At 72.5% G+C, this 20,705-nt stretch carries 24 protein-coding genes; 15 read left to right on the plus strand and 9 right to left on the minus strand.

Features of this window, described 5'->3' with window-relative positions:
- The first annotated feature begins 15 nt into the window (after window positions 1–15).
- Genes BLT59_RS28020 through BLT59_RS28035 form a run of 4 tightly spaced genes read left to right on the plus strand, consistent with a single transcriptional unit; the run spans window position 16 to window position 4,578 of the window.
- Window positions 16–951, plus strand: coding sequence for an ABC transporter substrate-binding protein (locus tag BLT59_RS28020; RefSeq protein WP_091788834.1), 936 nt, complete (start codon window positions 16–18; stop codon window positions 949–951).
- Window positions 948–2,960, plus strand: coding sequence for a Fe(3+)-hydroxamate ABC transporter permease FhuB (gene fhuB / locus BLT59_RS28025; protein WP_091788837.1), 2,013 nt, complete (start codon window positions 948–950; stop codon window positions 2,958–2,960). The genes BLT59_RS28020 and fhuB overlap by 4 nt, the downstream gene beginning before the upstream one ends.
- Complete coding sequence (gene fhuF / locus BLT59_RS28030; RefSeq protein WP_091788840.1) at window positions 2,957–3,733, plus strand: siderophore-iron reductase FhuF; 777 nt, start codon at window positions 2,957–2,959, stop codon at window positions 3,731–3,733. The genes fhuB and fhuF overlap by 4 nt, the downstream gene beginning before the upstream one ends.
- Complete coding sequence (locus tag BLT59_RS28035; protein WP_091788842.1) at window positions 3,730–4,578, plus strand: ATP-binding cassette domain-containing protein; 849 nt, start codon at window positions 3,730–3,732, stop codon at window positions 4,576–4,578. Before fhuF ends, BLT59_RS28035 begins: the two co-directional genes overlap by 4 nt.
- Before the next feature lie 126 nt (window positions 4,579–4,704).
- Here the strand turns inward: BLT59_RS28035 and BLT59_RS28040 are convergent, their stop codons facing one another.
- The 9 genes from BLT59_RS28040 to BLT59_RS28080 all read right to left on the minus strand — a co-directional run bounded on the left by BLT59_RS28040 (window position 4,705) and on the right by BLT59_RS28080 (window position 13,657).
- Complete coding sequence (locus BLT59_RS28040) at window positions 4,705–4,992, minus strand: hypothetical protein (protein ID WP_091788845.1); 288 nt, start codon at window positions 4,990–4,992, stop codon at window positions 4,705–4,707.
- A gap of 55 nt (window positions 4,993–5,047) precedes the next feature.
- Window positions 5,048–5,287, minus strand: a complete 240-nt coding sequence (locus BLT59_RS28045) for a biotin/lipoyl-containing protein (protein ID WP_091788847.1) — start codon at window positions 5,285–5,287, stop codon at window positions 5,048–5,050.
- Between the two features lie 172 nt (window positions 5,288–5,459).
- Window positions 5,460–5,867: a hypothetical protein gene (locus BLT59_RS28050; RefSeq protein WP_091788850.1), complete on the minus strand. Its 408-nt coding sequence runs from the start codon at window positions 5,865–5,867 to the stop codon at window positions 5,460–5,462.
- A gap of 264 nt (window positions 5,868–6,131) precedes the next feature.
- Entirely contained in the window at window positions 6,132–7,592 is a 1,461-nt protein-coding gene (locus BLT59_RS28055; protein WP_091788853.1) for a methyl-accepting chemotaxis protein, read from the minus strand.
- Window positions 7,593–8,042: 450 nt separating this feature from the next.
- Window positions 8,043–10,187: a sodium-translocating pyrophosphatase gene (locus BLT59_RS28060; RefSeq protein ID WP_091788856.1), complete on the minus strand. Its 2,145-nt coding sequence runs from the start codon at window positions 10,185–10,187 to the stop codon at window positions 8,043–8,045.
- Window positions 10,188–10,765: 578 nt separating this feature from the next.
- A complete protein-coding gene (gene thiL / locus BLT59_RS28065; RefSeq protein ID WP_091788859.1) occupies window positions 10,766–11,761 on the minus strand; it encodes a thiamine-phosphate kinase in 996 nt (331 codons plus the stop codon).
- 3 nt (window positions 11,762–11,764) lie between these two features.
- On the minus strand, window positions 11,765–12,373 hold the full coding sequence (gene nusB, locus BLT59_RS28070) for a transcription antitermination factor NusB (RefSeq protein WP_091788863.1): 609 nt from the start codon (window positions 12,371–12,373) through the stop codon (window positions 11,765–11,767).
- Window positions 12,374–12,384: 11 nt separating this feature from the next.
- Window positions 12,385–12,879 carry a 6,7-dimethyl-8-ribityllumazine synthase gene (gene ribH, locus BLT59_RS28075; RefSeq protein ID WP_091788866.1) on the minus strand — a complete coding sequence of 165 codons (495 nt, stop codon included), beginning with the start codon at window positions 12,877–12,879 and terminating at the stop codon, window positions 12,385–12,387.
- Between the two features lie 190 nt (window positions 12,880–13,069).
- On the minus strand, window positions 13,070–13,657 hold the full coding sequence (locus BLT59_RS28080; protein ID WP_091788869.1) for a carboxymuconolactone decarboxylase family protein: 588 nt from the start codon (window positions 13,655–13,657) through the stop codon (window positions 13,070–13,072).
- Between the two features lie 176 nt (window positions 13,658–13,833).
- On the opposite strand from BLT59_RS28080, the gene BLT59_RS28085 reads away from it, so the two are divergent.
- The 11 genes from BLT59_RS28085 to BLT59_RS28135 form a co-directional block, all read left to right on the plus strand.
- A complete protein-coding gene (locus BLT59_RS28085) occupies window positions 13,834–14,556 on the plus strand; it encodes an SDR family NAD(P)-dependent oxidoreductase (protein WP_091788892.1) in 723 nt (240 codons plus the stop codon).
- A 5-nt stretch (window positions 14,557–14,561) separates the two neighbouring features.
- Window positions 14,562–15,722: a hypothetical protein gene (locus BLT59_RS28090; RefSeq protein WP_244514187.1), complete on the plus strand. Its 1,161-nt coding sequence runs from the start codon at window positions 14,562–14,564 to the stop codon at window positions 15,720–15,722.
- Window positions 15,719–16,195 carry an NUDIX hydrolase gene (locus BLT59_RS28095; RefSeq protein WP_091788875.1) on the plus strand — a complete coding sequence of 159 codons (477 nt, stop codon included), beginning with the start codon at window positions 15,719–15,721 and terminating at the stop codon, window positions 16,193–16,195. Before BLT59_RS28090 ends, BLT59_RS28095 begins: the two co-directional genes overlap by 4 nt.
- Window positions 16,192–16,662 carry a TIGR02301 family protein gene (locus tag BLT59_RS28100; RefSeq protein ID WP_091788877.1) on the plus strand — a complete coding sequence of 157 codons (471 nt, stop codon included), beginning with the start codon at window positions 16,192–16,194 and terminating at the stop codon, window positions 16,660–16,662. The genes BLT59_RS28095 and BLT59_RS28100 overlap by 4 nt, the downstream gene beginning before the upstream one ends.
- Before the next feature lie 157 nt (window positions 16,663–16,819).
- A complete protein-coding gene (locus BLT59_RS28105) occupies window positions 16,820–17,074 on the plus strand; it encodes a hypothetical protein (protein ID WP_012320917.1) in 255 nt (84 codons plus the stop codon).
- 101 nt (window positions 17,075–17,175) lie between these two features.
- Window positions 17,176–18,027, plus strand: a complete 852-nt coding sequence (locus BLT59_RS28110; protein ID WP_091788880.1) for a CAF17-like 4Fe-4S cluster assembly/insertion protein YgfZ — start codon at window positions 17,176–17,178, stop codon at window positions 18,025–18,027.
- A gap of 136 nt (window positions 18,028–18,163) precedes the next feature.
- A complete protein-coding gene (locus BLT59_RS28115; RefSeq protein WP_091788883.1) occupies window positions 18,164–18,778 on the plus strand; it encodes a DNA-3-methyladenine glycosylase I in 615 nt (204 codons plus the stop codon).
- Between the two features lie 26 nt (window positions 18,779–18,804).
- A complete protein-coding gene (locus tag BLT59_RS28120) occupies window positions 18,805–19,365 on the plus strand; it encodes an HD domain-containing protein (protein WP_091788895.1) in 561 nt (186 codons plus the stop codon).
- A gap of 50 nt (window positions 19,366–19,415) precedes the next feature.
- Window positions 19,416–19,928 (plus strand): tyrosine phosphatase family protein, encoded by a 513-nt coding sequence (locus BLT59_RS28125; protein ID WP_091788886.1) that lies wholly within the window; start codon window positions 19,416–19,418, stop codon window positions 19,926–19,928.
- Window positions 19,929–20,054: 126 nt separating this feature from the next.
- Window positions 20,055–20,315: an exodeoxyribonuclease VII small subunit gene (locus tag BLT59_RS28130; RefSeq protein ID WP_012320922.1), complete on the plus strand. Its 261-nt coding sequence runs from the start codon at window positions 20,055–20,057 to the stop codon at window positions 20,313–20,315.
- Window positions 20,316–20,364: 49 nt separating this feature from the next.
- On the plus strand, window positions 20,365–20,705 hold a 341-nt coding region (locus BLT59_RS28135; RefSeq protein ID WP_280141092.1), incomplete at its 3' end, for a 1-deoxy-D-xylulose-5-phosphate synthase N-terminal domain-containing protein.

The following is a 20,705-nucleotide window of genomic DNA, read 5'->3' on the forward strand; positions in this document are numbered from 1 at the left end:
TGTCGGGGCCGGGCGATGAGCCGGCGGCGACGCGAGCGCCGTGCCCTCCTCGCGGGCCTCGTCGCGGGCGCCGTCTGGGGCGGCTTCGGCGCCGCCCGGGCGGGCGGATCCGATGATCCGCGGCGCGACGGCTCGGCCGGAGCGCCCGCCGCGCGCGTCGTCGCCCTCGATGGATTGTTCGCCGAGACGCTGCTCGCCATCGGCCTCGTCCCGGTGGCGATCGCCAACCGGCCGCTCTACGAGAAGCTCATCGCGCTGCCGTCCCTGCCGGATTCCGTCCTCGATCTCGGCCCCCTGCAGGAGCCGAACCTCGAATTCCTCAGCCTGATCGCCCCCGATCTCATCCTCGCCGCCCCCTGGCAGGCGCAGATCCAGGTCGCGCTCGCCCGGATCGCCCCGGTCGCGGCGTTGCCCATCGTCGCGGGCACGCGGGAGCCGATCGATCACCTCGACGCGCTGACCCGCGACATCGGCGCCCGCACCGACCGGGGCGCGGGGGCGCGGGCGCTGATCGCCGGGACCGACGCGGCGCTCGCCGAGGCGCGCGCCGACCTCGCGGGCGCGGCCGGGCGCCCCGTCTACATCTGCCGCTTCCGCGATGACGGGCGGCAGCTGGCCGTCTTCGGCTCGCGCAGCACCGTCGGCGCCGTCGCGCAGCGGCTCGGCCTGACCAATGCCTGGACCGGCCGGCAGAGCGCCGCCGGCACGGTCCTGGCCGCCGTCGAGGATCTCGCCGACGTGCCGGACGCGACGCTGATCCATTTCGACCGGGGCGCGGAGACCGCGCGCGCCCTGACGCGCCTCGACGACAGCCCGATCTGGCGCGCGCTGCCCGCCGTGCGCGCGGGCCGCGTGATCCGCCTGCCGGTCGTCCATCCGAATGGCGGCCTGCCCTCGGCCGCGCGCTTCGCACGACAGGTCGCCGCCGCCCTCGGGAAGGGGCCGGCGTGAGCGCTGTGGAGGCCGGAGCACGGCGTGCGGGGGCCGGGCGGTCCGAGACCGCGACCGGCCGGCGGGGGGCGGCGCTGCTCGCCCTCGCGCTGCTCGCGGGCGCCGCGCTGCTGCACGCCAACCTGGCGGCCGTTCTCCCGCCCGGGCAATGGTGGGCCGCCCTGTTCCACCCGACCGAGGGCGACATCCCGCAGCTCATCCTGCGCGACAGCCTGCTGCCGCGCCTGGCCATGGCCATCCTGGCCGGCGGCGGCCTCGGCCTCGCCGGGGTGCTGTTCCAGCAGGTGCTCGACAATCCGCTGGCCGAGCCCGGCACGCTCGGGGTCTTCGCGGGCGCCAAGCTCGCGCTGGCCCTCGCGACCCTGTGGGGGCCGGCCCTCCTCGTCTCCGGCTACGAGCCGGTCGCGGGTGCCGGCGCGGCCCTGTGCACGGGCCTCGTGCTGCTGCTGAGCGGGCGCCGCGGCCACGCGCCGTCCGCCGTCATCCTCGCCGGGCTGGTGATCGGGCTGTCCGCCGAGGCGGCCAACCGGATGCTGGTGCTGGCGCATTTCGACGCCCTGTCCGACCTGTACGCGTGGCAGGCCGGCGCGCTCAACCAGAACAATTGGGACGGCGTCCGCGGCCTCGCCCCGCGTCTCGCCCTCGCGGCCCTCGCCGCGGGCCTGCTGGCGCGTCCTCTGACGCTGATCGAACTCGGCGAGGCCGGGGCGAGGGGACTCGGCGCCTCCACCGCGGGCACGCGGCTCGCCGCCCTCGCCCTCGGCGTCGCGGTCGGCGCCAGCGTGACCGGATTTCTCGGGGTGATCGGCTTCGTCGGCTTGGCCGGGCCGGCCTTGGCCCGCTACGGCGGCGCCCGCCGGCTCCGCGACCGCCTGCTGTGGGGGCCGGTGGCCGGGGCGGTGCTGCTCGTCCTGACCGACCAGCTCGTGCAGCGTTTCATCGGCCGCAGCGGTGTTCCGACCGGCGCCGTCACCGCGCTGGTCGGCGCGCCCCTGCTCGTCGGACTCATCCTCGGTCTGCGCACCGCGCGCGAGGCCCCGCCGGCGCCGGGGCCCGTTCCGGTCCGGCTCCTCCGGCCGTGGGGCGTCATCGGCGTGCTCGCGATCCTGGCGCTCGCGGCCCTGGGTCTGTCGCTCACGGTGGGGCGGGATGCGCAGGGCTGGCTGTGGAGCCCCGATCCGGGTCCCCTCCTGGCGTGGCGGGCGCCCCGCGCCCTGGCGGCCCTGGGGGCCGGGGCCATGCTCGCCTATGCCGGCGGCCTGCTGCAGCGGCTGACCGGGAATCCGCTGGCGAGCCCCGAGCTGTTCGGCGTCTCAACGGGCGCGGCGCTCGTGGTGGTGCTCGTCCTGTTCCTCGCCCCCGGCCTCGGCTCGGCCGCGATGCTGGCCGCGGCGGCCGCGGGCGCCCTCGGGACCCTGCTGGCGGTCCTGGCGCTGGGGCGCCGGGCGCGCTACGCGTCCGCCCGGATCCTCCTGGTCGGCGCGGCCCTCACCAGCCTGATCGGCTCGGTGATCGCGCTCCTCCTCGCCACGGCCGATCCCCGGACCGCGGCCCTGCTGACGTGGCTCTCGGGCTCGACCTACAACGCCACCGCGACCGAGGCCGCGCTGGCCTGCCTCGGCGCGGCCACGATGCTCGCGGTCACGCCGCTGCTCGCGCGCTGGCTCACGATCCTGCCGCTCGGGGCGGAGACGGGCCGGGCCGTCGGGCTCGATGTGGCGCGGACGCGCCTGACCGTCCTGTCGGTCGCGGCGGTCCTGACGGGCGCCTCGACCCTTCTCGTCGGTCCGCTGAGCTTCGTCGGGCTGATGGGCCCACACCTCGCCCGCAGCCTGGGCTTCAACCGGGCGACCGAGCAGCTGGTGGCCGCGACGCTCGCCGGCGGGCTGATCATGGTGCTGGCCGATTGGCTGGGGCGCGTCGTGGCCTTCCCCTGGCAGCTGCCCGCTGGCCTCGTCGCGACGACCCTCGGGGGCGCCTATTTCGTCTGGCTCATGCTGCGCCGATGACCCTCTCCGCGCTGAACGCCCTGTTCGTCGGCCCGCTCGAAGGCTACCGGGACCGGCTCGTCTCCGCGGAGGATGCCCGCCCCTCCGTCAGGGGTGCCGACCTGCTGGATCCGGCCGTCCTGACCGGGCAGCTCGATCGCTTCGCCCGCACCTTCGCGGAGCCGGAGCCCCGCGCGGTCGCCTCGATCTGGGCGAAGCAGCATTTCGCCATGCTGGTGGTGCCCACCCTCGCCGCGAGCATCGTGCTCGACCTCGTCCTCCCCGTGGCCCTCGACACGATCGCGGTCATTCCGGACGAAGGCGGGCTGACGCGGGCGCTCAAGCTCCATGGCGATCCCGCGGGCGACGCGGGCGTGCGGGCACCGGCGGATCGCTTCGGCGCGCTGATCGACGGGCATCTCGCGCCCCTGATCGGCGCCCTCGCGGCGGTCTCGGGCGTGGCGCCGCGGGTGCTCTGGAGCAACGCCGGCAACATCTTCGAGTTCGTGGTGCGCCGGACCGAGGGGCTCGCGCCGGCAGGCCGCACCGGGCATGCGGCCGCCGCCCACGTGCTGACGAGCCGACGCCGGGCGGGGGCCTCCAACCCCCTGTTCGAGCCGATCCGCTACCTGCCCGCGGCGGGCGCCGCGGATGGCCCGGCGCCGCGGCGGACGCGGAAGGTCTGCTGTCTGCGCTACCTCATCCCCGACCAGAATCTCTGCGGCGCATGCCCCCTGCCGGAGCGCCCCGCGCCGGGTCCGGCGGGGACAGGCGGCCTGAGGAATCCCGCATGAACGGTTTCGATGCGCCGGCCCTCGCGCCTCCCCGGAGCGCACCGATAGCGGCCGCCGCCGGCGACACCCCGCTCTTCACCCTGCACGGCGCGAGCTTCGGCCTCGCCGGGCGGACCCTGCTGCACCCCCTCGACCTCGTGATCCATCCGGGGCAGGTGGTGGGGCTGATCGGCCATAACGGGTCCGGCAAATCGACCCTGATCAAGCTGCTGGGCCGCCAGCAGGCGCCGACCGCCGGGCGGATCGCGTTCGCGGATCGCGCGCTCGGCGCCTGGGGTGACCGCGCCTTCGCGCGCAAGGTCGCCTACCTGCCGCAGGTTCTCCCGCCGGTTCCGGGCATGACCGTGCGCGAACTCGTGGCGCTGGGGCGCTATCCCTGGCACGGCGCCCTCGGCCGCGTCGCCGCCCGGGACCGGGAGGCGGTCCTGCGGGCGCTCACCGCCACCGGCGTCGCGGCCTTCGCCGACCGCTTCGTCGACACGCTCTCGGGCGGCGAGCGGCAGCGCGTCTGGCTGGCCATGATGGTCGCCCAGGAGCCGGCCTGCCTGCTCCTCGACGAGCCGATCTCGGCGCTCGACGTCGCCCACGCCGTCGAGATCCTCGCCCTCGTGCGGAACCTGGCGCATCGGGACGGGCTCGGCGTGGTCGTCGTCCTGCACGACGTCAACATGGCGGCCCGCGTCTGCGACCGCATCCTGGCGCTGCATTCGGGCCGCCTCGTCGCGGACGGGCCGCCCGGCACGCTGATGAATCCCGACACGTTGCGCGCCGTGTACGACATCCCGATGGGTGTCCTGCCGCATCCGGATACCGGCCGGCCGCTGAGCTACCTGCGCGGATCATAGGCCGGCCGGGGCGTCCTGCACCGGCGGACACGGTGTAGACTCTCCCGACAGGGGCGGCCGCGCCTCACCGTGGCGGGCCTCAGGGGTCCGGGCCCTCAATCCCCGTGAGGCTGAGGATGTCGTCGGTCACCGCGAGGGCGCGACGAGCGTCCAGAGGCCGACCGGCAGGATCACCCGTTCCAGCACGGCCCGGACGCGGATCTGGTTGGCACCGTAGGGCATCACGATCAGCAGGCCCGGCAGGACCGCGGATCCGGCCGCGCGGACCCGGTCGCTGACGGCCAGCATCCACGCCGTCAGGATCAGGGCGATGCCGGCGGTATGCTGGAGGATGCCGACCAGGATCGCGCCCGTCCGCCACGTCGGTGACGCGGACGGGCCGCGTTCATGCGGGTCATGACCTGCCTCCGCCACGCGCGGCCCGGCGCCGCGCCACGACCGGTATGGGAACCATCGCGGCGGCGGGGCGTCAGGCGTGGACCTCGGCGATGATGCAGCCGGGATCGACGACCTCGTTGATCGGCGCGAGGAGTGTCAGGCGGCCATCGGCTGGCGAGGTGATGTCGTGGCGCGCCTCGCCGATGCGCACGGTGGCAACGGCCTCGCCGGCCCGCACCCGCGCGCCGTCCGCCACGAACCACCGCTCCAGAATGCCCTCGGGCAGCATGCCCGTCGACCAAAGCTCTTCGGCTACATGCACGTCGGCCATCATCGCCTCCCGTGTTGGGCGTCCGCCTCATGGGGCTCGGCAAGAAAGGGCCATCCGGCGGCTGAGCGCTTTGATCTGGATCACCGTGCGGCCCCGGAACTCCGCGAGCTCGGTCCAGGAGGCCGCCGCTTCGGCCAGGTTCGACGGGATGGCCTGCCCGGTCCTTCGCGCCTCAGTTCCGGCGTGTCGCGGCCCTGATCTCCGAGAGCGCAGCCATACCGGCATCGGTAATGGTCCACTCGATGAGCGGATGCCCACGCAGGTGATGCAGGCGCGGCGCCCCGATCCGCTGGATGAGGCCCAACCGTTCCAGAAGTAGATTTCTCGCGTCGTCGATCGCCATTGCACGGTTGCGTGTCCCGATCAGGCGGAGGCGTTCGCCCTGCGTCTTCTTCAAGAGCGCGCTCACCGGCTGGCCCGTGCGCCTGCGGCATCCCGGATGAAGTTGATCCGGGCCGACACGCGATGGTCGCGCCTTGCGAGGCGCCGCACTCTGCAAGAGCCCGTCACTGGCCTGCGCGTCCGAGCGCGCGATCACCGCGTCGCCGTCGATGGATGTGATCGCGGGGTTCGTGAACATGCACGGCACGGGAATTGAAATCGCCTTTCACGGTAAAGCCACGAGCCGCCAGGTCGCTGAGAGGCCCGGGTCCGTTCGGTCCCGGCTCGGGCCGGGTTGAAGCCCGCGCCCTCCGGCTCATGATCCCATGCGGAAGGCACGGCTTGTTCACCGCAAGGCCGCCGCACGCTGGTGTGTTTCCGATGGGCCGACCGCGCCACCTCCCGCCTCGGGCCGCTCGGGAGCGCGTCAGCGGGTCGTGCGACGGGCGGGCTGGTGCCGCCGTCAACCCGCCTTGAGGTACTTCTCCATGCTGGCTCCGAGCCCGGCGGACTGTGCCGCGAGCGTATCGGAGATCTGCCGAACCATCTCGGCGAGCCGCCCGGTCTCCCCGGCCGCAGCCGAGACGCCGGTGATGTTGGCCGACATCTCCTGGGTCGAGGCGGCCTGCTCCTCGACGGCACTCGCCATGGCCAGAGTCAGCTTCGAGAGTTCGGCGACCTCGTCGGTGATCAGGCGGATCGCCGTCACGGCCTCGCCGGTCGCCTTCTGGATGGCGTGCACCTTGTGGGTGATCTCGCCGGTGGCCTTCGCCGTCTGGCCGGCAAGTTCCTTGACCTCCGTGGCCACGACCGCGAAGCCGCGCCCGGCGGCACCCGCGCGCGCCGCCTCGATCGTGGCGTTGAGCGCGAGAAGGTTGGTCTGGTCGGCGATGGATTTGATCATGCCCACCACCGCGTCGACCTCGCCCGCATTGGCCGCGAGGTTGCGCACCGTGGCATCCGTCGCGGCGGCTTGATCGGCGATCTGCTGGGTGCGCTCGGAGACCCGCCCGACCTGGCCCGAGATCTCGTGGATCGAGCTGGTCATCTCCTCGGATCCGGCGGCCACGGAGTTGGCCCGATCGCTCGCCGCGTCAGCCGAGCGGTTCAAGCCTTGCGCCGAATCCTTCATCTCGCCGATCGCGGTCCCGAGCGCATCGACGACGCCGGTGACCTCCTCGGCCATGGCGAGCTGTGCCGTGATGACCGACCACGTCAGCATCGGACCGACATAGGCACCGTCCGCGTCGGTGATGGCGGAGACCTGGAGATCGAGGGTCTCGGGTCCGACCTTGATCTTGGTCCGATGCGGCAGTCGGCTCGCATCGGCCAGCATGTTCCGTTGATGGTGCGGGTTCTTATGGAAGACGTCGAAGGACTTGCCCATCATCTCCGCGGCTTTGATAGGCAGGTATTGCTCGATCGCCTCGAGCGTCTTGCGCGAGGTGTTGTTGAGATAGTCGATCTTGAAATCGTTCTTCGGGTCGGCGGTCATGACGGCGACCGGCATTTCGTCGATCATCCGCAGCAGCCGGCCGGTTTCGTTCTTCTTCGCCGTGATGTCGCTGGCGAACTTGACGACCTTGAAGGGCTTGCCGTCTGCGCCGAGGATCGGGTTGTAGGTCGCTTCAAGCCAGACTTTCGCGCCGGACCGTGCGCGCCGAAGAAACTCGCCGGACGCGAACTCGCCGGCCCGCAGCCTCGACCAGAACGCGGCATAGTCCGGGCTGTCGGCCATATCGTCGCTGATCAGGACTCGATGATGTTTCCCCTGCAGGGAACCGAGATCGTAGCCGACGACGGCCAGGAAGTTCGGGTTGGCGTGCAGGATGGTACCATCCATTCCGAACTCGATGATGGCCAATGAGCGCTTGAGCGCGTCGAGGATGGCCTGCGTCTCATGATAGGCGGGCTTGCGGAACATGGGGCAGCTCTCGGTAGACGCAGTATCGTCTCACCGGGATTCTAAGGTGCCGTTAGCCTCAGTCTAGAAACGTACATCATTCATGCCACCGATCAGTTCATTCCCTAGGAATACTTTGAAATCTGACAAAGTGCCGAATGGATATGAGCTGTAACATGTCATATTGGCGTTTGTTGTCGGCAGGCGGTGCGACCCGATCAGGCGCGCTCCGATGGATTCTCGCCGGCACCTTCGTCGCGGCTGCGGGACACGGAACGATGGTCCGGTTGCATCTGCCGGGAGACGGTCCGAGCCGGCGCCGGGGGCGATGGTCGATCGGGCTGAGATTGCCGGGCCAGGGCCTCGAACCGGAACGGCAAGGGCCGCCCGGTCTTCGGGCGGCCCTGTCACCGTCGCTCATCAAAGTGCGGACCTTCGGGGCCCGGAATCGGACTTCGGGCTTGGTACCCTTCAGCTATGCGCCAGCACGGCGAGCAGCAGCAGGGCGATGATGTTGGTGATCTTGATCGCCGGGTTCACCGCCGGGCCGGCAGTGTCCTTGTAGGGGTCGCCGACCGTGTCGCCGGTCACCGCCGCCTTGTGGGCGTCGGAACCCTTGCCGCCGTGGTGGCCGTCCTCGATGTACTTCTTGGCGTTGTCCCAGGCGCCCCCGCCCGAGGTCATCGAGATCGCCACGTAGAGCCCGGTGAGGATCACGCCGAGCAGGCTCGCGCCCACGGTGGCGAAGGCCTGGCTCTTCCCGGCGATGAACTGGATCACGAAGAACAGCACCACCGGCGACAGGACCGGCAGCAGCGAGGGGACGATCATCTCCTTGATCGCCGCGCGGGTCAGCATGTCGACCGCGCGCCCGTAATCCGGCCGGTCGGTGCCCTGCATGATCCCTGGCTTCTCCCGGAACTGGCGCCGGACCTCCTCCACCACCGCGCCCGCCGCGCGCCCGACCGCCGTCATGGCGATGCCGGCGAACAGGAACGGGATCAGGCCGCCGAGCAGCAGCCCCACCACCACGTAGGGGTTCGACAGCGAGAAATCGACGCTGACGCCCTGGAAGAAGCGGTACTGCGTCGGGCTCGCATTGGCGATGAAGTAGTTCAGGTCCGACGTGTAGGCGGCAAACAGCACCAGCGCGCCGAGGCCCGCCGAGCCGATGGCGTAGCCCTTGGTCACCGCCTTGGTGGTGTTGCCGACCGCGTCGAGGGCGTCGGTCGACTTGCGCACCTCGGAGGGCAGGCCGGCCATCTCGGCGATGCCGCCGGCATTGTCGGTCACGGGTCCGAAGGCATCCAGCGCCACGATGAAGCCGGCCAGTGCCAGCATGGCGGTGACCGCGATGGCGATGCCGAACAGGCCGGCCAGCGCGTAGGTGCTGATGATGCCGGCCACGATCACGATGGCCGGCAGCGCCGTCGATTCGAGCGAGATCGCCAGCCCCTGGATCACGTTGGTGCCGTGGCCGGTCACCGAGGCGTCGGCGATCGACTTCACCGGGCGGAAGTTGGTGCCCGTGTAATACTCGGTGATCACCACGATCAGCGCGGTGATCGCGAGGCCGATCACCGCGCAGCCGAACAGGCCGGCCGACGTGAAGGTGACGCCGGTCGAGGTGGTGAAGCTCGTGGAGAACCCGCCGAGCAGGGTCATGTTGACCGCCGCGATCGCCGCGATCGACAGCACGCCCGCCGCGATCAGGCCCTTGTAGAGGGCGCCCATGATCGACTGGTTCGCCCCGAGCCGCACCGCATAGGTGCCGGCGATGGAGGTGAGGATGCAGGCCGACCCGATGGCCAGCGGGTAGAGCATCATCGGCTCGAGAACGTCGCGGCCGCTCCCCGTGGGACCCGAGAAGAAGATCGCGGCCAGCACCATCGTGGCGACGACCGTGACCGCGTAGGTCTCGAACAGGTCGGCCGCCATGCCGGCGCAGTCGCCGACATTGTCGCCGACATTGTCGGCGATCGTGGCGGGGTTGCGGGGATCGTCCTCCGGGATGCCGGCTTCGACCTTGCCGACGAGGTCGCCACCGACATCGGCGCCCTTGGTGAAGATGCCGCCGCCGAGGCGGGCGAAGATCGAGATCAGCGAGGCGCCGAAGCCGAGCGCCACGAGGGCGTCGATCACCTCGCGGCTCGACGGCTCGAGATGGGCCGCGCGGGTGAGGAACAGGTAGTAGAGGGCGACGCCCAGCAGCGCGAGACCCGCCACCAGCATGCCGGTCACCGCCCCCGACTTGAAGGCGACGTCGAGGCCGCCGCCCAGGGAGGTCGAGGCGGCCTGGGCCGTGCGGACGTTGGCGCGCACCGAGACGTTCATGCCGATGAAGCCGGCCGCGCCCGACAGCACGGCGCCGATCAGGAAGCCGACCGCGACCTTGATCCCGAGGAACACGGCGAGGAGGACGAACAGGACGACGCCGACGAGGCCGATGGTCGTGTATTGCCGCCGCAGATAGGCCTGCGCGCCCTCGGCGATGGCGGCGGCGATCTCCTGCATCCGCTGCGTGCCGGCGTCGCGCCGCATCACATCGAGAATCGTGACGATGCCGTAGGCGACGGCACAGAGCCCGCCCACGATGATCAGAACCAAGGGAATCATGCGACCGTCCTTGTCATTATCGTGCCTGGCGTGGGCTTGTGATTGTCGAGCTTGGCCGCCGGACGACGGCCATGGGACGTGGTGCTCGGATTCGGGGCTTTCCTTCCCAGAACAATGCCTTGATTGCCAAACTTCGCCGGTGAGCGCAAACGCCGCGTTGGCGCTCGCGGGCAGGGATTGAGTCTCATGTCACGGCGCGAGAAGATCCAGAGGCCCCGCGGCTCTGCATTATGTTGCAGGATCCGGGCTGCCCGCCGGCGGATTGCGCCCCACCGCCTGCGCTGCGACGCGGACGGCGAGCCGATGAACCCTCTCTTCACTATCCAGCGCGCGTCCGCGCTGAGCGGCGTGGAGGGCTGATCCGGTTCCGACGCACGCGCCGGCGATTCAGGGGGATCCAGGGCGATCTGCCATGCGTGCCGCGGCGTGCCGTGTCCCAGGCGCCCGGCATGGCCGGATCCGGTCGCCCGCGGGATCTCCCGGTCGTCGCGCAGACGAGCGACGAGGTCCGGCGCCCGGTCGGGCATCGGGTCGGAGCCCTCAGCCCCATCGCCGCACGATTCCGGACGACCCGGATCTCAGAAGTGGCTGAAGGCCCCGGCCGTGAACACGCGCTCGGCGCCATCGGGCATGTCGAAGCGCGGCGGCCCGTCGCCCGGGGTGACGGTGCCGATGGCGGCGACGGCGATCCCGGCCGCCGCGGCCTCGGCGCGGAAGGCCTCCAGCCGCTCCGGCGCGACGGTGCAGAGGATCTCGTAATCGTCGCCGCCGGTCAGGACCGCCTCGATCAGCGCCGGCTCCGCCGCGCAGGCGCGCCGGGCGGCCTCCGAGAGCGGCACCTCGGACGTCGCCACCCGGGCGGTGCGGCCCGCGCCCAGCATCTTGGCGAGGTCCCCCGCGAGGCCGTCGGACACGTCCATCGCCGCCGAGGCGTGGCGCCGGACCGCCCGCGCGGCGGCCAGCCGCGGGCGCGGGTGCAGGTAGCGGTCGGCCAGCGCGGCCTTCAGCGCCGGGTCGAGGCCGGCAGCCCAGGGCGCCGCCGCCTCCAGGCGCAGCCGCAGGCCGAGGGCGGCGTCGCCGATCGTGCCGGTGACGCAGATCCGGTCGCCGACCCGGGCGGCGTGGCGCCGGACGATGGCGCCGGTCGGCACCTCGCCGATCAGGGTCACCGAGATCAGCGCCGGCCCGCCGGACCGGACCGTATCGCCGCCGAGGAGCGGGCAGCCGGCCTCCGTGGCCGCCGCGCCGAGTCCCGCCGCGAAGCCGGCGAGCCAGTCCTCCGTCCAGTCGTCGGGGAGCGCCAGCGTGAGCAGGAAGCCGCGCGGCACCGCGCCCTTGGCGGCGATGTCGGAGAGGTTCACGCCGAGGGCCTTCCGGGCGATCGAGGCCGGCGGATCCTCCGCGAAGAAGTGGATGCCCGCCACCACCGCGTCGGCGGTGAGGACGAGGTCATGGCCCGGTGCGGGCGTCAGCGTGGCGGCGTCGTCCCGGAGCCCGTCGGCGCCCGGCCCGGCGAGGGGCGCGAAGTACCGGGCGATCAGCCCCTCCTCGGAGGCGCGGGCCGGCCCGGCCAAGGCTCAGGCCTTCCCGGTGGACGACTTGTCGCCGGAAGACTTGTCGCCCGAAGACTTGCCGGGGAGAGGCTTGGACGACCCGGGCTTGCCGGAGGCCTTCGGGGCCCCGACCTCGCCCGGCCGGACCTCCCGCGCGACGCGGTCGAGGACGGCGTTGACGAGGCCCGGCTCGTCGGCCGAGTAGAAGCTGTGGGCCACGTCGACATATTCCGAGATCGCCGCGGCCGCCGGCACGTCGCGGCGGAACATCAGCTCGTAGGCGCCCGCGCGCAGGATCGCCCGGAGGACGATCTCGATGCGCCGCAGCGGCCAGCCCTGGGTGAGCGCTTGGTCGAGCTTCGGATCGATGGCCCGCTGCTCCTCGACCGTGCCGCGCAGCAGGTCGCGGAAGAAGGCGGTCTCGGCCTGGGGATGGGCGATCCCGTCGACCTCCTGGCCGATCCAGAAGGCCTCGAACTCGGCGAGCGCGTCGAGCACGCCCTTGCCGGAGATGTCCATCTCGTAGAGCGCCTGCACCACGGCCAGGCGCGCGCCGCTGCGCGGGCTGATCTTGGCGGCCGTGCCGGCGGCCTCGGCGCCGGTCTCCGGCTGGGTGTCGGTGGTCCCGGTCATTGCGGTATCCGTCATCGCGGGCGGGCGGATTCGGCCGCGCGCTTCAGGGCGAGCACCCCGAGCGCGGCCTCGGCGGCGCCACCGCCCTTGTTCATCTCGGCGACCCGGGCGCGGGCGAGCGCCTGCGCCTCGGTCTCGACCGTGAGGATGCCGTTGCCGAGCGGCACGCGGCGCTGCACCGACAGGTCCATGAGCGCCCGGGCGCTCTCGCCGGCGACGATGTCGTAGTGGCCGGTCTCGCCGCGGATGACGCAGCCGAGCGCCACCACGGCGTCGTAGGATCCCGTGTCGAGCAGGATCGCCACGGCGGCGGGGATCTCCAGGGCCCCCGGCACGGTGACCACGATGGCCTGCGCGGAGGCGGCCGCGATGGCCGCGCGGGCGCCGGCGAGGAGCTCGTCGGCGATCGCGTCGTAGTAGCGCGCCTCGACAACGAGGATCCGGGCGCCGGCAAGCGCCGGGTCGGTGGGCTTGGGCGCCGAATCGGCGCGGATATGGGCGACCATGGCTCTCGTCCGGCCGGGTTTTCGGGAATGGGCGGGCGGCATGTCGGGCGCCCGCACGGGGAGGACGGTTAGACCGAAGCGGCCGGCGCCACAAGCGGTGCGGGATCGCGGCGCTCGGGGGAGCCGCCGCGCGGCGCGCCCGGCGCCCGGTCCCGGCACGAGAAGCCGGCGCGAACGCGGCCTCCGTATCCTATCCCACCAGCGGCGGCAGCGGCGGCGCCCCGGGCCCGTCCGGGGGCAAGGCCGTGCGGGCGACGTTCATCGTCATGGCGAGGAGCGCGTAGTAGCCGTTGATGCCGGTGAGGTCGATCGCCCCCTGCTCGCCGAACCGCGCCACCAGGGCCGCGTAGGTCGCGTCGCTCACCGCGCGGTTGCGCATCAGCTCGGTCGAGAACGCGTAGGCGAGCGCCTCGTCGGCGCTCATCGTGTCCGGGCGGCGTCCCTCGGCCAGCGCCAGCGCGGTCTCGGGGGCGACCCCGGCCTTCAGGGCGATCGGGTGATGGATGGCCCATTCGACCGGCTGGCTCCATTCCCGCGCGACCACCAGGATCGCGAACTCGCTGATCCGAAGCGGCAGGACGCTGCCGTAGCGCAGGTACTGGCCCATCCGGCTCGCGCACAGCATCAGCTCGGGGCTGCGCAGGAGAGGCACGAACGGCCCGAAGACCGGAACGCCGCGCTCGGCCTGAAACGAAGCCGCGGCCTCGGCCTGCGCCTCCGACAGTCCGTCGGCCGGGATCTCCGGCATGCGCTCCGCGCTGGTCTGCCCGCTGGCCATGTGTTTCCTTTCTCCTGCCGCCGCCCCGACCCGCGGCGCGCTCTGGATTTCCGGTTCCCGTGCGCCTAGACCATTGAGGCTCACCGGCACGCACCGCGCCCGATCGGGCTGCGATCCTTGGAACGCCAGCGAGGCTTACGGCTTTGGCCCTCCCCGTCAACGAACGCCGGCGCATCATGCTGCTCACGGGCGCGAGCCGGGGCATCGGTCACGCCACCGTCAAACGCTTCTCGGCCGCGGGCTGGCGGGTGATCACCTGCTCGCGCCACGCCTTCCCGGAGAACTGCCCCTGGGAGATGGGCCCCGAGGACCATCTCCAGGTCGACCTCTCCGACGCGCAGGACACGGTCCGCGCCGTCGAGGAGGTGCGCGGCCGGCTCGCCGCCGAGGGCGGGGTGCTGCACGCGCTGGTCAACAATGCCGGCATCTCGCCGAAGGGCCCGGAGGGCCAGCGCCTCGGCGCCCTCGCCACCGAGTTCGACGTCTGGCAGCGGGTCTTCCAGGTCAATCTCTTCGCCACGATCCTGCTGGCCCGGGGCCTGCGCGAGGAGCTTGCCCAGGCCAAGGGCTCGATCGTCAACGTGACGTCGATCGCGGGCTCGCGCGTCCATCCCTTCGCGGGCGCCGCCTACGGCACCTCGAAGGCCGCCCTGGCGGGTCTGACCCGCGAGATGGCCGCCGATTTCGGGCCGCTCGGGGTGCGGGTGAACGCGATCTCGCCGGGCGAGATCGACACCTCGATCCTGTCCCCGGGTACCGAGAGGCTCGTCGAGCAGATCCCGCAGCGCCGGCTCGGCACCCCGGACGAGGTCGCCAAGGCGATCTACTTCCTGTGCACCGAGGCCTCCTCCTACGTGAACGGGGCCGAACTCCACATCAACGGCGGTCAGCACGTTTGACCAGGGTGCGGGCTCCCTCGGACGCGGCGGCCTCGCGTCGGGTGCCGGGCCGGATGCGGCTCGGCCTCGTCTTGAGCCTCGTGCTGTCCGCGGCCCCCGTTGCGGGCGCGCGGGCGGAACCCGGGATCCGGATCCTCGACCTGCCCTTCAAGGTGCGGGCGCTGCGCGGCTCGCGCAGCGAGGCCGCGGTCTCGGTGGCGACCTCCGGGCTCCTGCCGATCACCGGCGCCAAAGGGAGCCAGCGGACGGGCGGCCAGCAGGCCGGCGACGAGGAGAGCGCACCGATCGCCGTGGTCTGGGGCGACGAGGGCGGCGCCGTGCTCGCCCTGGCCGAGGGCAGCGTCACCGTGCGGCCGATCGGCAAGGAGGCCGTCGAGGGGCTGACTGCCGCCGAGACGCCGCGCGGGGCCCTGCCGGGTTCGCGCCGGGCGCTCGCGGGGCCCTTGAGCGCCTATCTGACCGGACGCAGCCGCGCGCCCGATGGCGGCGCGGCCGCCGCATTCCTGACGATTCGCGAGCGCCAGCCGATGGCGGTCAGCACCGATCCGAAGCCCGTCCCCGTGGCCACCGCAACGGTGTCGGCAGGGGGCGAAGCGGTGTTCGCGCCCCTGCGGCCGCGCCTGCTGCGCCTCGGCGGTCGCCCAGCGCTCCTGGCGGCGACGTTGTCCGGCGCGGATGCCGGCGGCCTCGCCCTGATCGACCGGCCGGCCGGCGACCCCGCCGCGCCCTGGGCCGTCACGGCCCGCACGCCGCCCCAGCCCGGCCCGCCCTTGAAGATCGCCGGCATCGCGGAATTCTCCGGGGCGGGCGACCTCCAGGCCGCGACGGTCAGCGCCCGGGGCACCGTGCAGCTCTGGACGCTGCGGCCGGACCGGATCGAGCCCGCCGGCGAGGCCGCGGGCTATGCCGCGGGCGACGGCGATTCAGATCTCGCCGTCACCACCCCGGCCGGCGGCAGCCCCGAACTCGTCCTGCCGGTGGCGGGCCGCCCGGAGATCGCCTTCGTGACGGCCAAGGGCGGCCTGCATGAACGGGCGCGGCTGCCCGTGCCGGCTCCAGCCGAGACCGGCATCGTCGTCCTCGGCGAGGGCGCGACGGCGCGGCTGCTCGTCGGCCTCGCCGACGGGCGGGTGGCCGTCGTGGCACCCGACGGGGGCAAGCCGTGAGTGCGGGCGCGCCGGAGGCCGACAGCCGCCTGTTCCCGGCCCGGCCCTTCGTGGGCGCGTCGATCGCGGTGATCCGCGGCGACCGGGTCCTGCTGGCGGCGCGGGCCAACGAGCCGATGCGCGGCGTCTGGACGCTGCCGGGCGGCCTCGTGGAGGCGGGGGAATCCCTGGCCGAGGCGGCCCTGCGCGAGTTGTCCGAGGAGGTCGGCCTGCCCGCGGAGGTGGTCGGCGTGCTCTCGCCCACCGAGATCATCGTCCGGGACGAGACCGGCCGGGCCCGCCATCACTATGTCGTCCACCCGCACGCCGCCCTGTGGTGCGGCGGCGAGCCGGTGGCCGGGCCCGAGGCCCTGGGCACCCGGTGGGCGACGCTGCCGGAGGTCGCGACCCTTCAGACCACGCCCGGGCTGGCCGACACCCTGCGCGAAGCCTTCGCGCGGGTGGCGCTGCATGCCGGGGAGGCGACGGCGTGAGGCGCTCCACGACCCTCCTGTGCCTGCTGGCGGTCCTGGCCGGCCCGGTTTCGGCGCCGGCCCTGGCGCAGCAGCGCTCCGGCCGGAGCGGCGCGCCCGCCAAGGAAGCCCCGAAGGAGGCACCCAAGGAGGCGCCCAAGGAGGCGACCGCCCCCGCGGACGTGCCCGCGCCCTACGACCGCGACCTGATGCGCATGTCCGAGATCATCGGGGCGCTGGCCTTCCTGCGGAGCCTCTGCGGCGCGCCGGATGCGGCCGACTGGCCGGCCCGCATGAAGGCGCTGATCGAGTCCGAGGGCGTGACGCCGGTCCGCCGCGACCGGCTGGCCGGCGCCTACAATCGCGGCTACCGCGGCTACGCGCTGACCTACCGGGTCTGCACGCCGGCGGCCCACGAGGCGGCCGCCCGGTACGTCGCCGAGGGCGACCGGCTGTCGCATGCCCTGGCCGGGCGTTTCGGGGGGTGATGCAGGCGCAACACACGCACCGACGATGCCGGCGAAACATCGGATTTGAGCGCTCGCGTTAACCGATCCGAAATTCTCGGCTGGCCGAGCCGCCGGGACCCGCCTATCATCCAGTGTCCGCCGGGCCCCGTGTCCGGCGCAATGGAAGTATCGGGCCATGCAGCACAGCTCTCACACCGCCCCCATCGAGGTCGATGTCGAGGAGAAACGCGTCGCGCTGAGTTACGTCTCGGAAGCGTTCGCGGAAGGCTGCCTCGATGGTCTCGACGGTGACTGCATGGCCCAGGCCGCCCTGTTCGCGGCCTTCCAGGAACTGGTGACCACGTACGGTGAGGAAGCCACCGCCCGCTACGCCGAAGGATTCCCGGAGCGCATCCGCGGGGGCGCCTTCACCACAACCCTTCAGCATTGAGGACGTGAGCGGCGACGGTTGAGGCGGGAGCGGTCAGCGACTACGTCCCGGGCTCGCGGTTCGGCACGCCGGACCGCCCTCTGGCCAAGGAACTTCCCCTCATGCCCGTCGCCCTGTTGCCGGATCGCGCCCTGGTCACCGTCATCGGACCGGACGCCACGACGCTGCTCCAGGGCGTCCTGACCTGCAATGTCGAGACGCTCCAGCCCGGTGAGGCGCGCCTCGGCGCCCTGCTGACGCCGCAGGGCAAGATCCTGTTCGACTTCCTAGTCTCGCGGATCCCGGACGGCTTCCGGCTGGACGTGCTGGCCGACAGGGCGACGGACCTTGCCAAGCGCCTGACGCTCTACCGCCTGCGTGCGCAGGCGACGATTGCCGTCGATCCGACCGTCGCGGTCGCGGCCGCCTGGGCCGGGGCGACGCCGCCCGCCGCCGAGGCTCTGGCCGATTCCCGCGCGGCCGATCTCGGCGCCCGGCTCTACGCCGCCGCGGGTGCCTTCTCGGCCGACGCCGGGGAGGCCGATTACCACGCGCACCGGATTGCCCTCGGCGTGCCGGAGGGCGGACGCGACTATGCCTTCGGCGACGCCTTTCCCCACGAGGCCCTGATGGATCAGCTCGGCGGCGTCGACTTCCGCAAGGGCTGCTATGTCGGCCAGGAAGTGGTCTCACGGATGCAGCACCGGGGCACGGCCCGGACCCGCATCCTCGCCGCGACCTACCCCGACACCGCGCCCGCACCCGGGACCGGGATCACGGCCGGCGGCAAGGTGCTCGGCACCACGGGCAGCGCCGCGGGAAACCGCGGCCTCGCCATGGTCCGCCTCGATCGCCTGGGCGACGCGCTGGCTTCAGGCGAGACCCCGCTTGCGGGCGACCACCCCGTGACGCTGGAGCGCCCCGCCTGCGCGACCTTCCCGATGCCGGACGTGGCGACGAGCGCGGCCGGGTAAGACCGCAGGGCAGGGCGGCGGATTGGCGTGCGGGGCCGCGGCGCGTCCCGGGCCGTCGAAGCGACCGCGGAAGCTAGTCCGCTTGGTCGTCGTTCCGGCGGTGGCGTTCCGCTCCTGTTCTCGTTAACGTGGCCGCATGTCCGAGACCGGCCTGATCGAACATCCAGACGGCTGCCCGCGCTGCTGGTGGGCCGGCCTCGACCCGCTCTATGTCGCCTATCACGATACCGAATGGGGCGTGCCCGAGCGTGACGGCCGGGCCCTGTACGAGAAGCTGATCCTCGACGGTTTCCAGGCCGGCCTGTCGTGGATCACCATCCTGCGCCGCCGCGAGGGCTTTCGCGACGCCTTCGCGGATTTCGATCCGGAGCGGATCGCCCGCTTCACGGAGGACGATGTGGCGCGTCTGATGGCCGACGCCCGCATCATCCGCAACCGCGCCAAGATCCAGGGCACGATCGCGGGCGCCCGGGCCTGGCTGCGGATCGAGGAGCGGGGCCCCGGCTTCGCCCACTTCCTCTGGGATTTCGTCGATGGCCGCCCGATCCAGGGCACCGCCCGGACCCGCGCGGAGATCGCCACCGAGACGCCGGTCTCCCGGGCGATCGGCAAGGCTCTCAAGGCGGAAGGGTTCTCCTTCTGCGGGCCGACCATCGTGCACGCCTTCATGCAGGCCGTGGGCATGGTCAACGATCATCTCGTCGGCTGTCACCGGCACGGGCCCTGCGCCGAACGGGGGCGGCCCCGGTGAGCGGGACGCCGCGCGCCTGGCAGCGCATGCTCTCCGGCCGGCGTCTCGACCTCCTCGACCCGGCGGCCGGCGATATCGAGATCGCCGACATCGCCCACGGCCTCGCCCGCGTCGCCCGCTGGAACGGCCAGACCCGCGGGCCGCACGTCTTCTCGGTGGCCCAGCACAGCCTGCTGGTCGAGGCGGTCGGCCGCCACCTCGCCCCCGATTGCACGGACCGGGACGGGCTCGAGCTGCTCCTGCACGACGCGCCGGAATATGTCGTGGGCGACATCATCTCGCCGCTGAAGGCCGCCATCGGCGATGCCTATCGGGGCGTCGAGTTGCGTCTGCTCGCCGCGGTGCGCGGCCGCTTCGGCCTGACCGCCCCGTCGCCGGCGCTCGCCCGCTTGGTGAAGCGGGCCGACCGGATCGCCGCCCACGTCGAGGCGGTGCGCCTCGCCGGCTTCGCCCGGGACGAGGCCGAGCGCTATTTCGGCGGTTCGGTCGAGCTGCCCGAACCGGTGGTGGCCCTGGCCGAGCCCTGGCCGACCGCCGCGGCCGAGGCGCGCTTCCTCGCGCGCTTCCACGCCCTGTGCCCGAACTGACGGGTTTCCGCCCTCGATCCGTCACGATCGCAGGTCACTGGCGCCGGACCATGCCGACCCTGCACGTCTGTCCGCTCTCGCGCCTGCCCGAAACCGTCGCCGCCACCGGCGCGAGCCACGTGCTCACGCTGATCAATGTCGGCACGCCGCTGGAGCGTCCGGCCGTGATCGACGCCGAGAACCATGCCGTCATCGGGGTCAGCGACATCGCCGCGGCGCGCGACGGGCACGTTCTGCCGGCTGACGAGCATGTGGCCCGGGTCCTCGACTTCGTCCGGACCTGGCCGCGGGAGAAGCCGCTGGTGATCCATTGCTATGCCGGGATCAGCCGCTCGACGGCCGCCGCCTATATCGCGGCCTGCGCGCTGGCGCCGGAGCGCGACGAGGCGGCGATCGCCGACGCCCTGCGGGCCGCCTCGCCCTCGGCGACGCCCAACCCCCTGTTCGTGGCGATCGCCGACCGCATGCTCGACCGCGACGGCCGCATGGTCGCGGCGATCGCGCGCATCGGTCGCGGCGCCGACGCGTTCGAGGGCACGCCGTTCTGCCTGGCGCTGACGTGAACCAAGTGTGGCGCAAACGTCGCCGCCGGCCCCCAAAACGACGCGGATCCGGCCGGCGGACTGGCCCCCTGGGTTGTGGGCACCGGGGATCGCGCCGTACAACCACCCCCAAAGGAAGTATCTGGGATGAGTGCGAGCAGACCCGAGGTGGCCCCCGCCGCCGGCGACCTGCCCTTCGAGAAGGCGCTGGAACAGCTCGAGGAAATCGTCCGCCGGCTCGAGCGCGGTGACGTGCCGCTCGACGAATCGGTGGCGATCTACGAGCGCGGCGAGGTGCTGAAGAAGCATTGCGAGGCGCTGCTGAAGCGGGCCGAGGCGCGGATCCAGCGGATCACGCTGGGCTCCGACGGGCGGCCCGAGGGCGTCGCCCCACTCGACATGTCCTGAGGCTCGGCGGTCAAACCGATCCCATCCGTTAGAGGTTGATGCCGTGGCGATTTCCCCCGAGCAGAGTGCACTTCTCGATCGTGTCCCGTCTCCTGCGGCGTTGCGGCGTCTTCCGGAGTCGGAGCTTCAGGCGGTTGCGGATGCGGTGCGCGCCGAGATGATCGACGCGGTGTCGATCACGGGCGGCCATCTCGGCTCGGGGCTGGGGGTGGTCGAGCTGACGGTGGCGCTGCACCACGTGTTCGACACCCCCGACGACCGCATCGTCTGGGACGTCGGCCACCAGTGCTACCCGCACAAGATCCTCACCGAGCGCCGCGACCGCATCCGCACGCTGCGCCAGGGCGGCGGCCTGTCGGGCTTCACCAAGCGGAGCGAGAGCGTCTACGA

Source organism: Methylobacterium sp. UNC378MF (assembly GCF_900103195.1).
Lineage (GTDB): Bacteria > Pseudomonadota > Alphaproteobacteria > Rhizobiales > Beijerinckiaceae > Methylobacterium.

Excerpts from the sequence above, each read along its gene's own strand:
- BLT59_RS28020 (WP_091788834.1), top strand. The coding sequence starts at position 16 with ATGAGCCGGCGGCGACGCGAGCGCCGTGCCCTCCTCGCGGGCCTCGTC.
- fhuF (WP_091788840.1), top strand. The coding sequence starts at position 2,957 with ATGACCCTCTCCGCGCTGAACGCCCTGTTCGTCGGCCCGCTCGAAGGC.
- BLT59_RS28035 (WP_091788842.1), top strand. The coding sequence starts at position 3,730 with ATGAACGGTTTCGATGCGCCGGCCCTCGCGCCTCCCCGGAGCGCACCG.
- BLT59_RS28045 (WP_091788847.1), bottom strand. The coding sequence starts at position 5,287 with ATGGCCGACGTGCATGTAGCCGAAGAGCTTTGGTCGACGGGCATGCTG.
- BLT59_RS28050 (WP_091788850.1), bottom strand. The coding sequence starts at position 5,867 with ATGTTCACGAACCCCGCGATCACATCCATCGACGGCGACGCGGTGATC.
- BLT59_RS28055 (WP_091788853.1), bottom strand. The coding sequence starts at position 7,592 with ATGTTCCGCAAGCCCGCCTATCATGAGACGCAGGCCATCCTCGACGCG.
- BLT59_RS28060 (WP_091788856.1), bottom strand. The coding sequence starts at position 10,187 with ATGATTCCCTTGGTTCTGATCATCGTGGGCGGGCTCTGTGCCGTCGCC.
- nusB (WP_091788863.1), bottom strand. The coding sequence starts at position 12,373 with ATGACCGGGACCACCGACACCCAGCCGGAGACCGGCGCCGAGGCCGCC.
- ribH (WP_091788866.1), bottom strand. The coding sequence starts at position 12,879 with ATGGTCGCCCATATCCGCGCCGATTCGGCGCCCAAGCCCACCGACCCG.
- BLT59_RS28080 (WP_091788869.1), bottom strand. The coding sequence starts at position 13,657 with ATGGCCAGCGGGCAGACCAGCGCGGAGCGCATGCCGGAGATCCCGGCC.
- BLT59_RS28085 (WP_091788892.1), top strand. The coding sequence starts at position 13,834 with ATGCTGCTCACGGGCGCGAGCCGGGGCATCGGTCACGCCACCGTCAAA.
- BLT59_RS28105 (WP_012320917.1), top strand. The coding sequence starts at position 16,820 with ATGCAGCACAGCTCTCACACCGCCCCCATCGAGGTCGATGTCGAGGAG.
- BLT59_RS28110 (WP_091788880.1), top strand. The coding sequence starts at position 17,176 with ATGCCCGTCGCCCTGTTGCCGGATCGCGCCCTGGTCACCGTCATCGGA.
- BLT59_RS28115 (WP_091788883.1), top strand. The coding sequence starts at position 18,164 with ATGTCCGAGACCGGCCTGATCGAACATCCAGACGGCTGCCCGCGCTGC.
- BLT59_RS28120 (WP_091788895.1), top strand. The coding sequence starts at position 18,805 with ATGCTCTCCGGCCGGCGTCTCGACCTCCTCGACCCGGCGGCCGGCGAT.
- BLT59_RS28125 (WP_091788886.1), top strand. The coding sequence starts at position 19,416 with ATGCCGACCCTGCACGTCTGTCCGCTCTCGCGCCTGCCCGAAACCGTC.
- BLT59_RS28130 (WP_012320922.1), top strand. The coding sequence starts at position 20,055 with ATGAGTGCGAGCAGACCCGAGGTGGCCCCCGCCGCCGGCGACCTGCCC.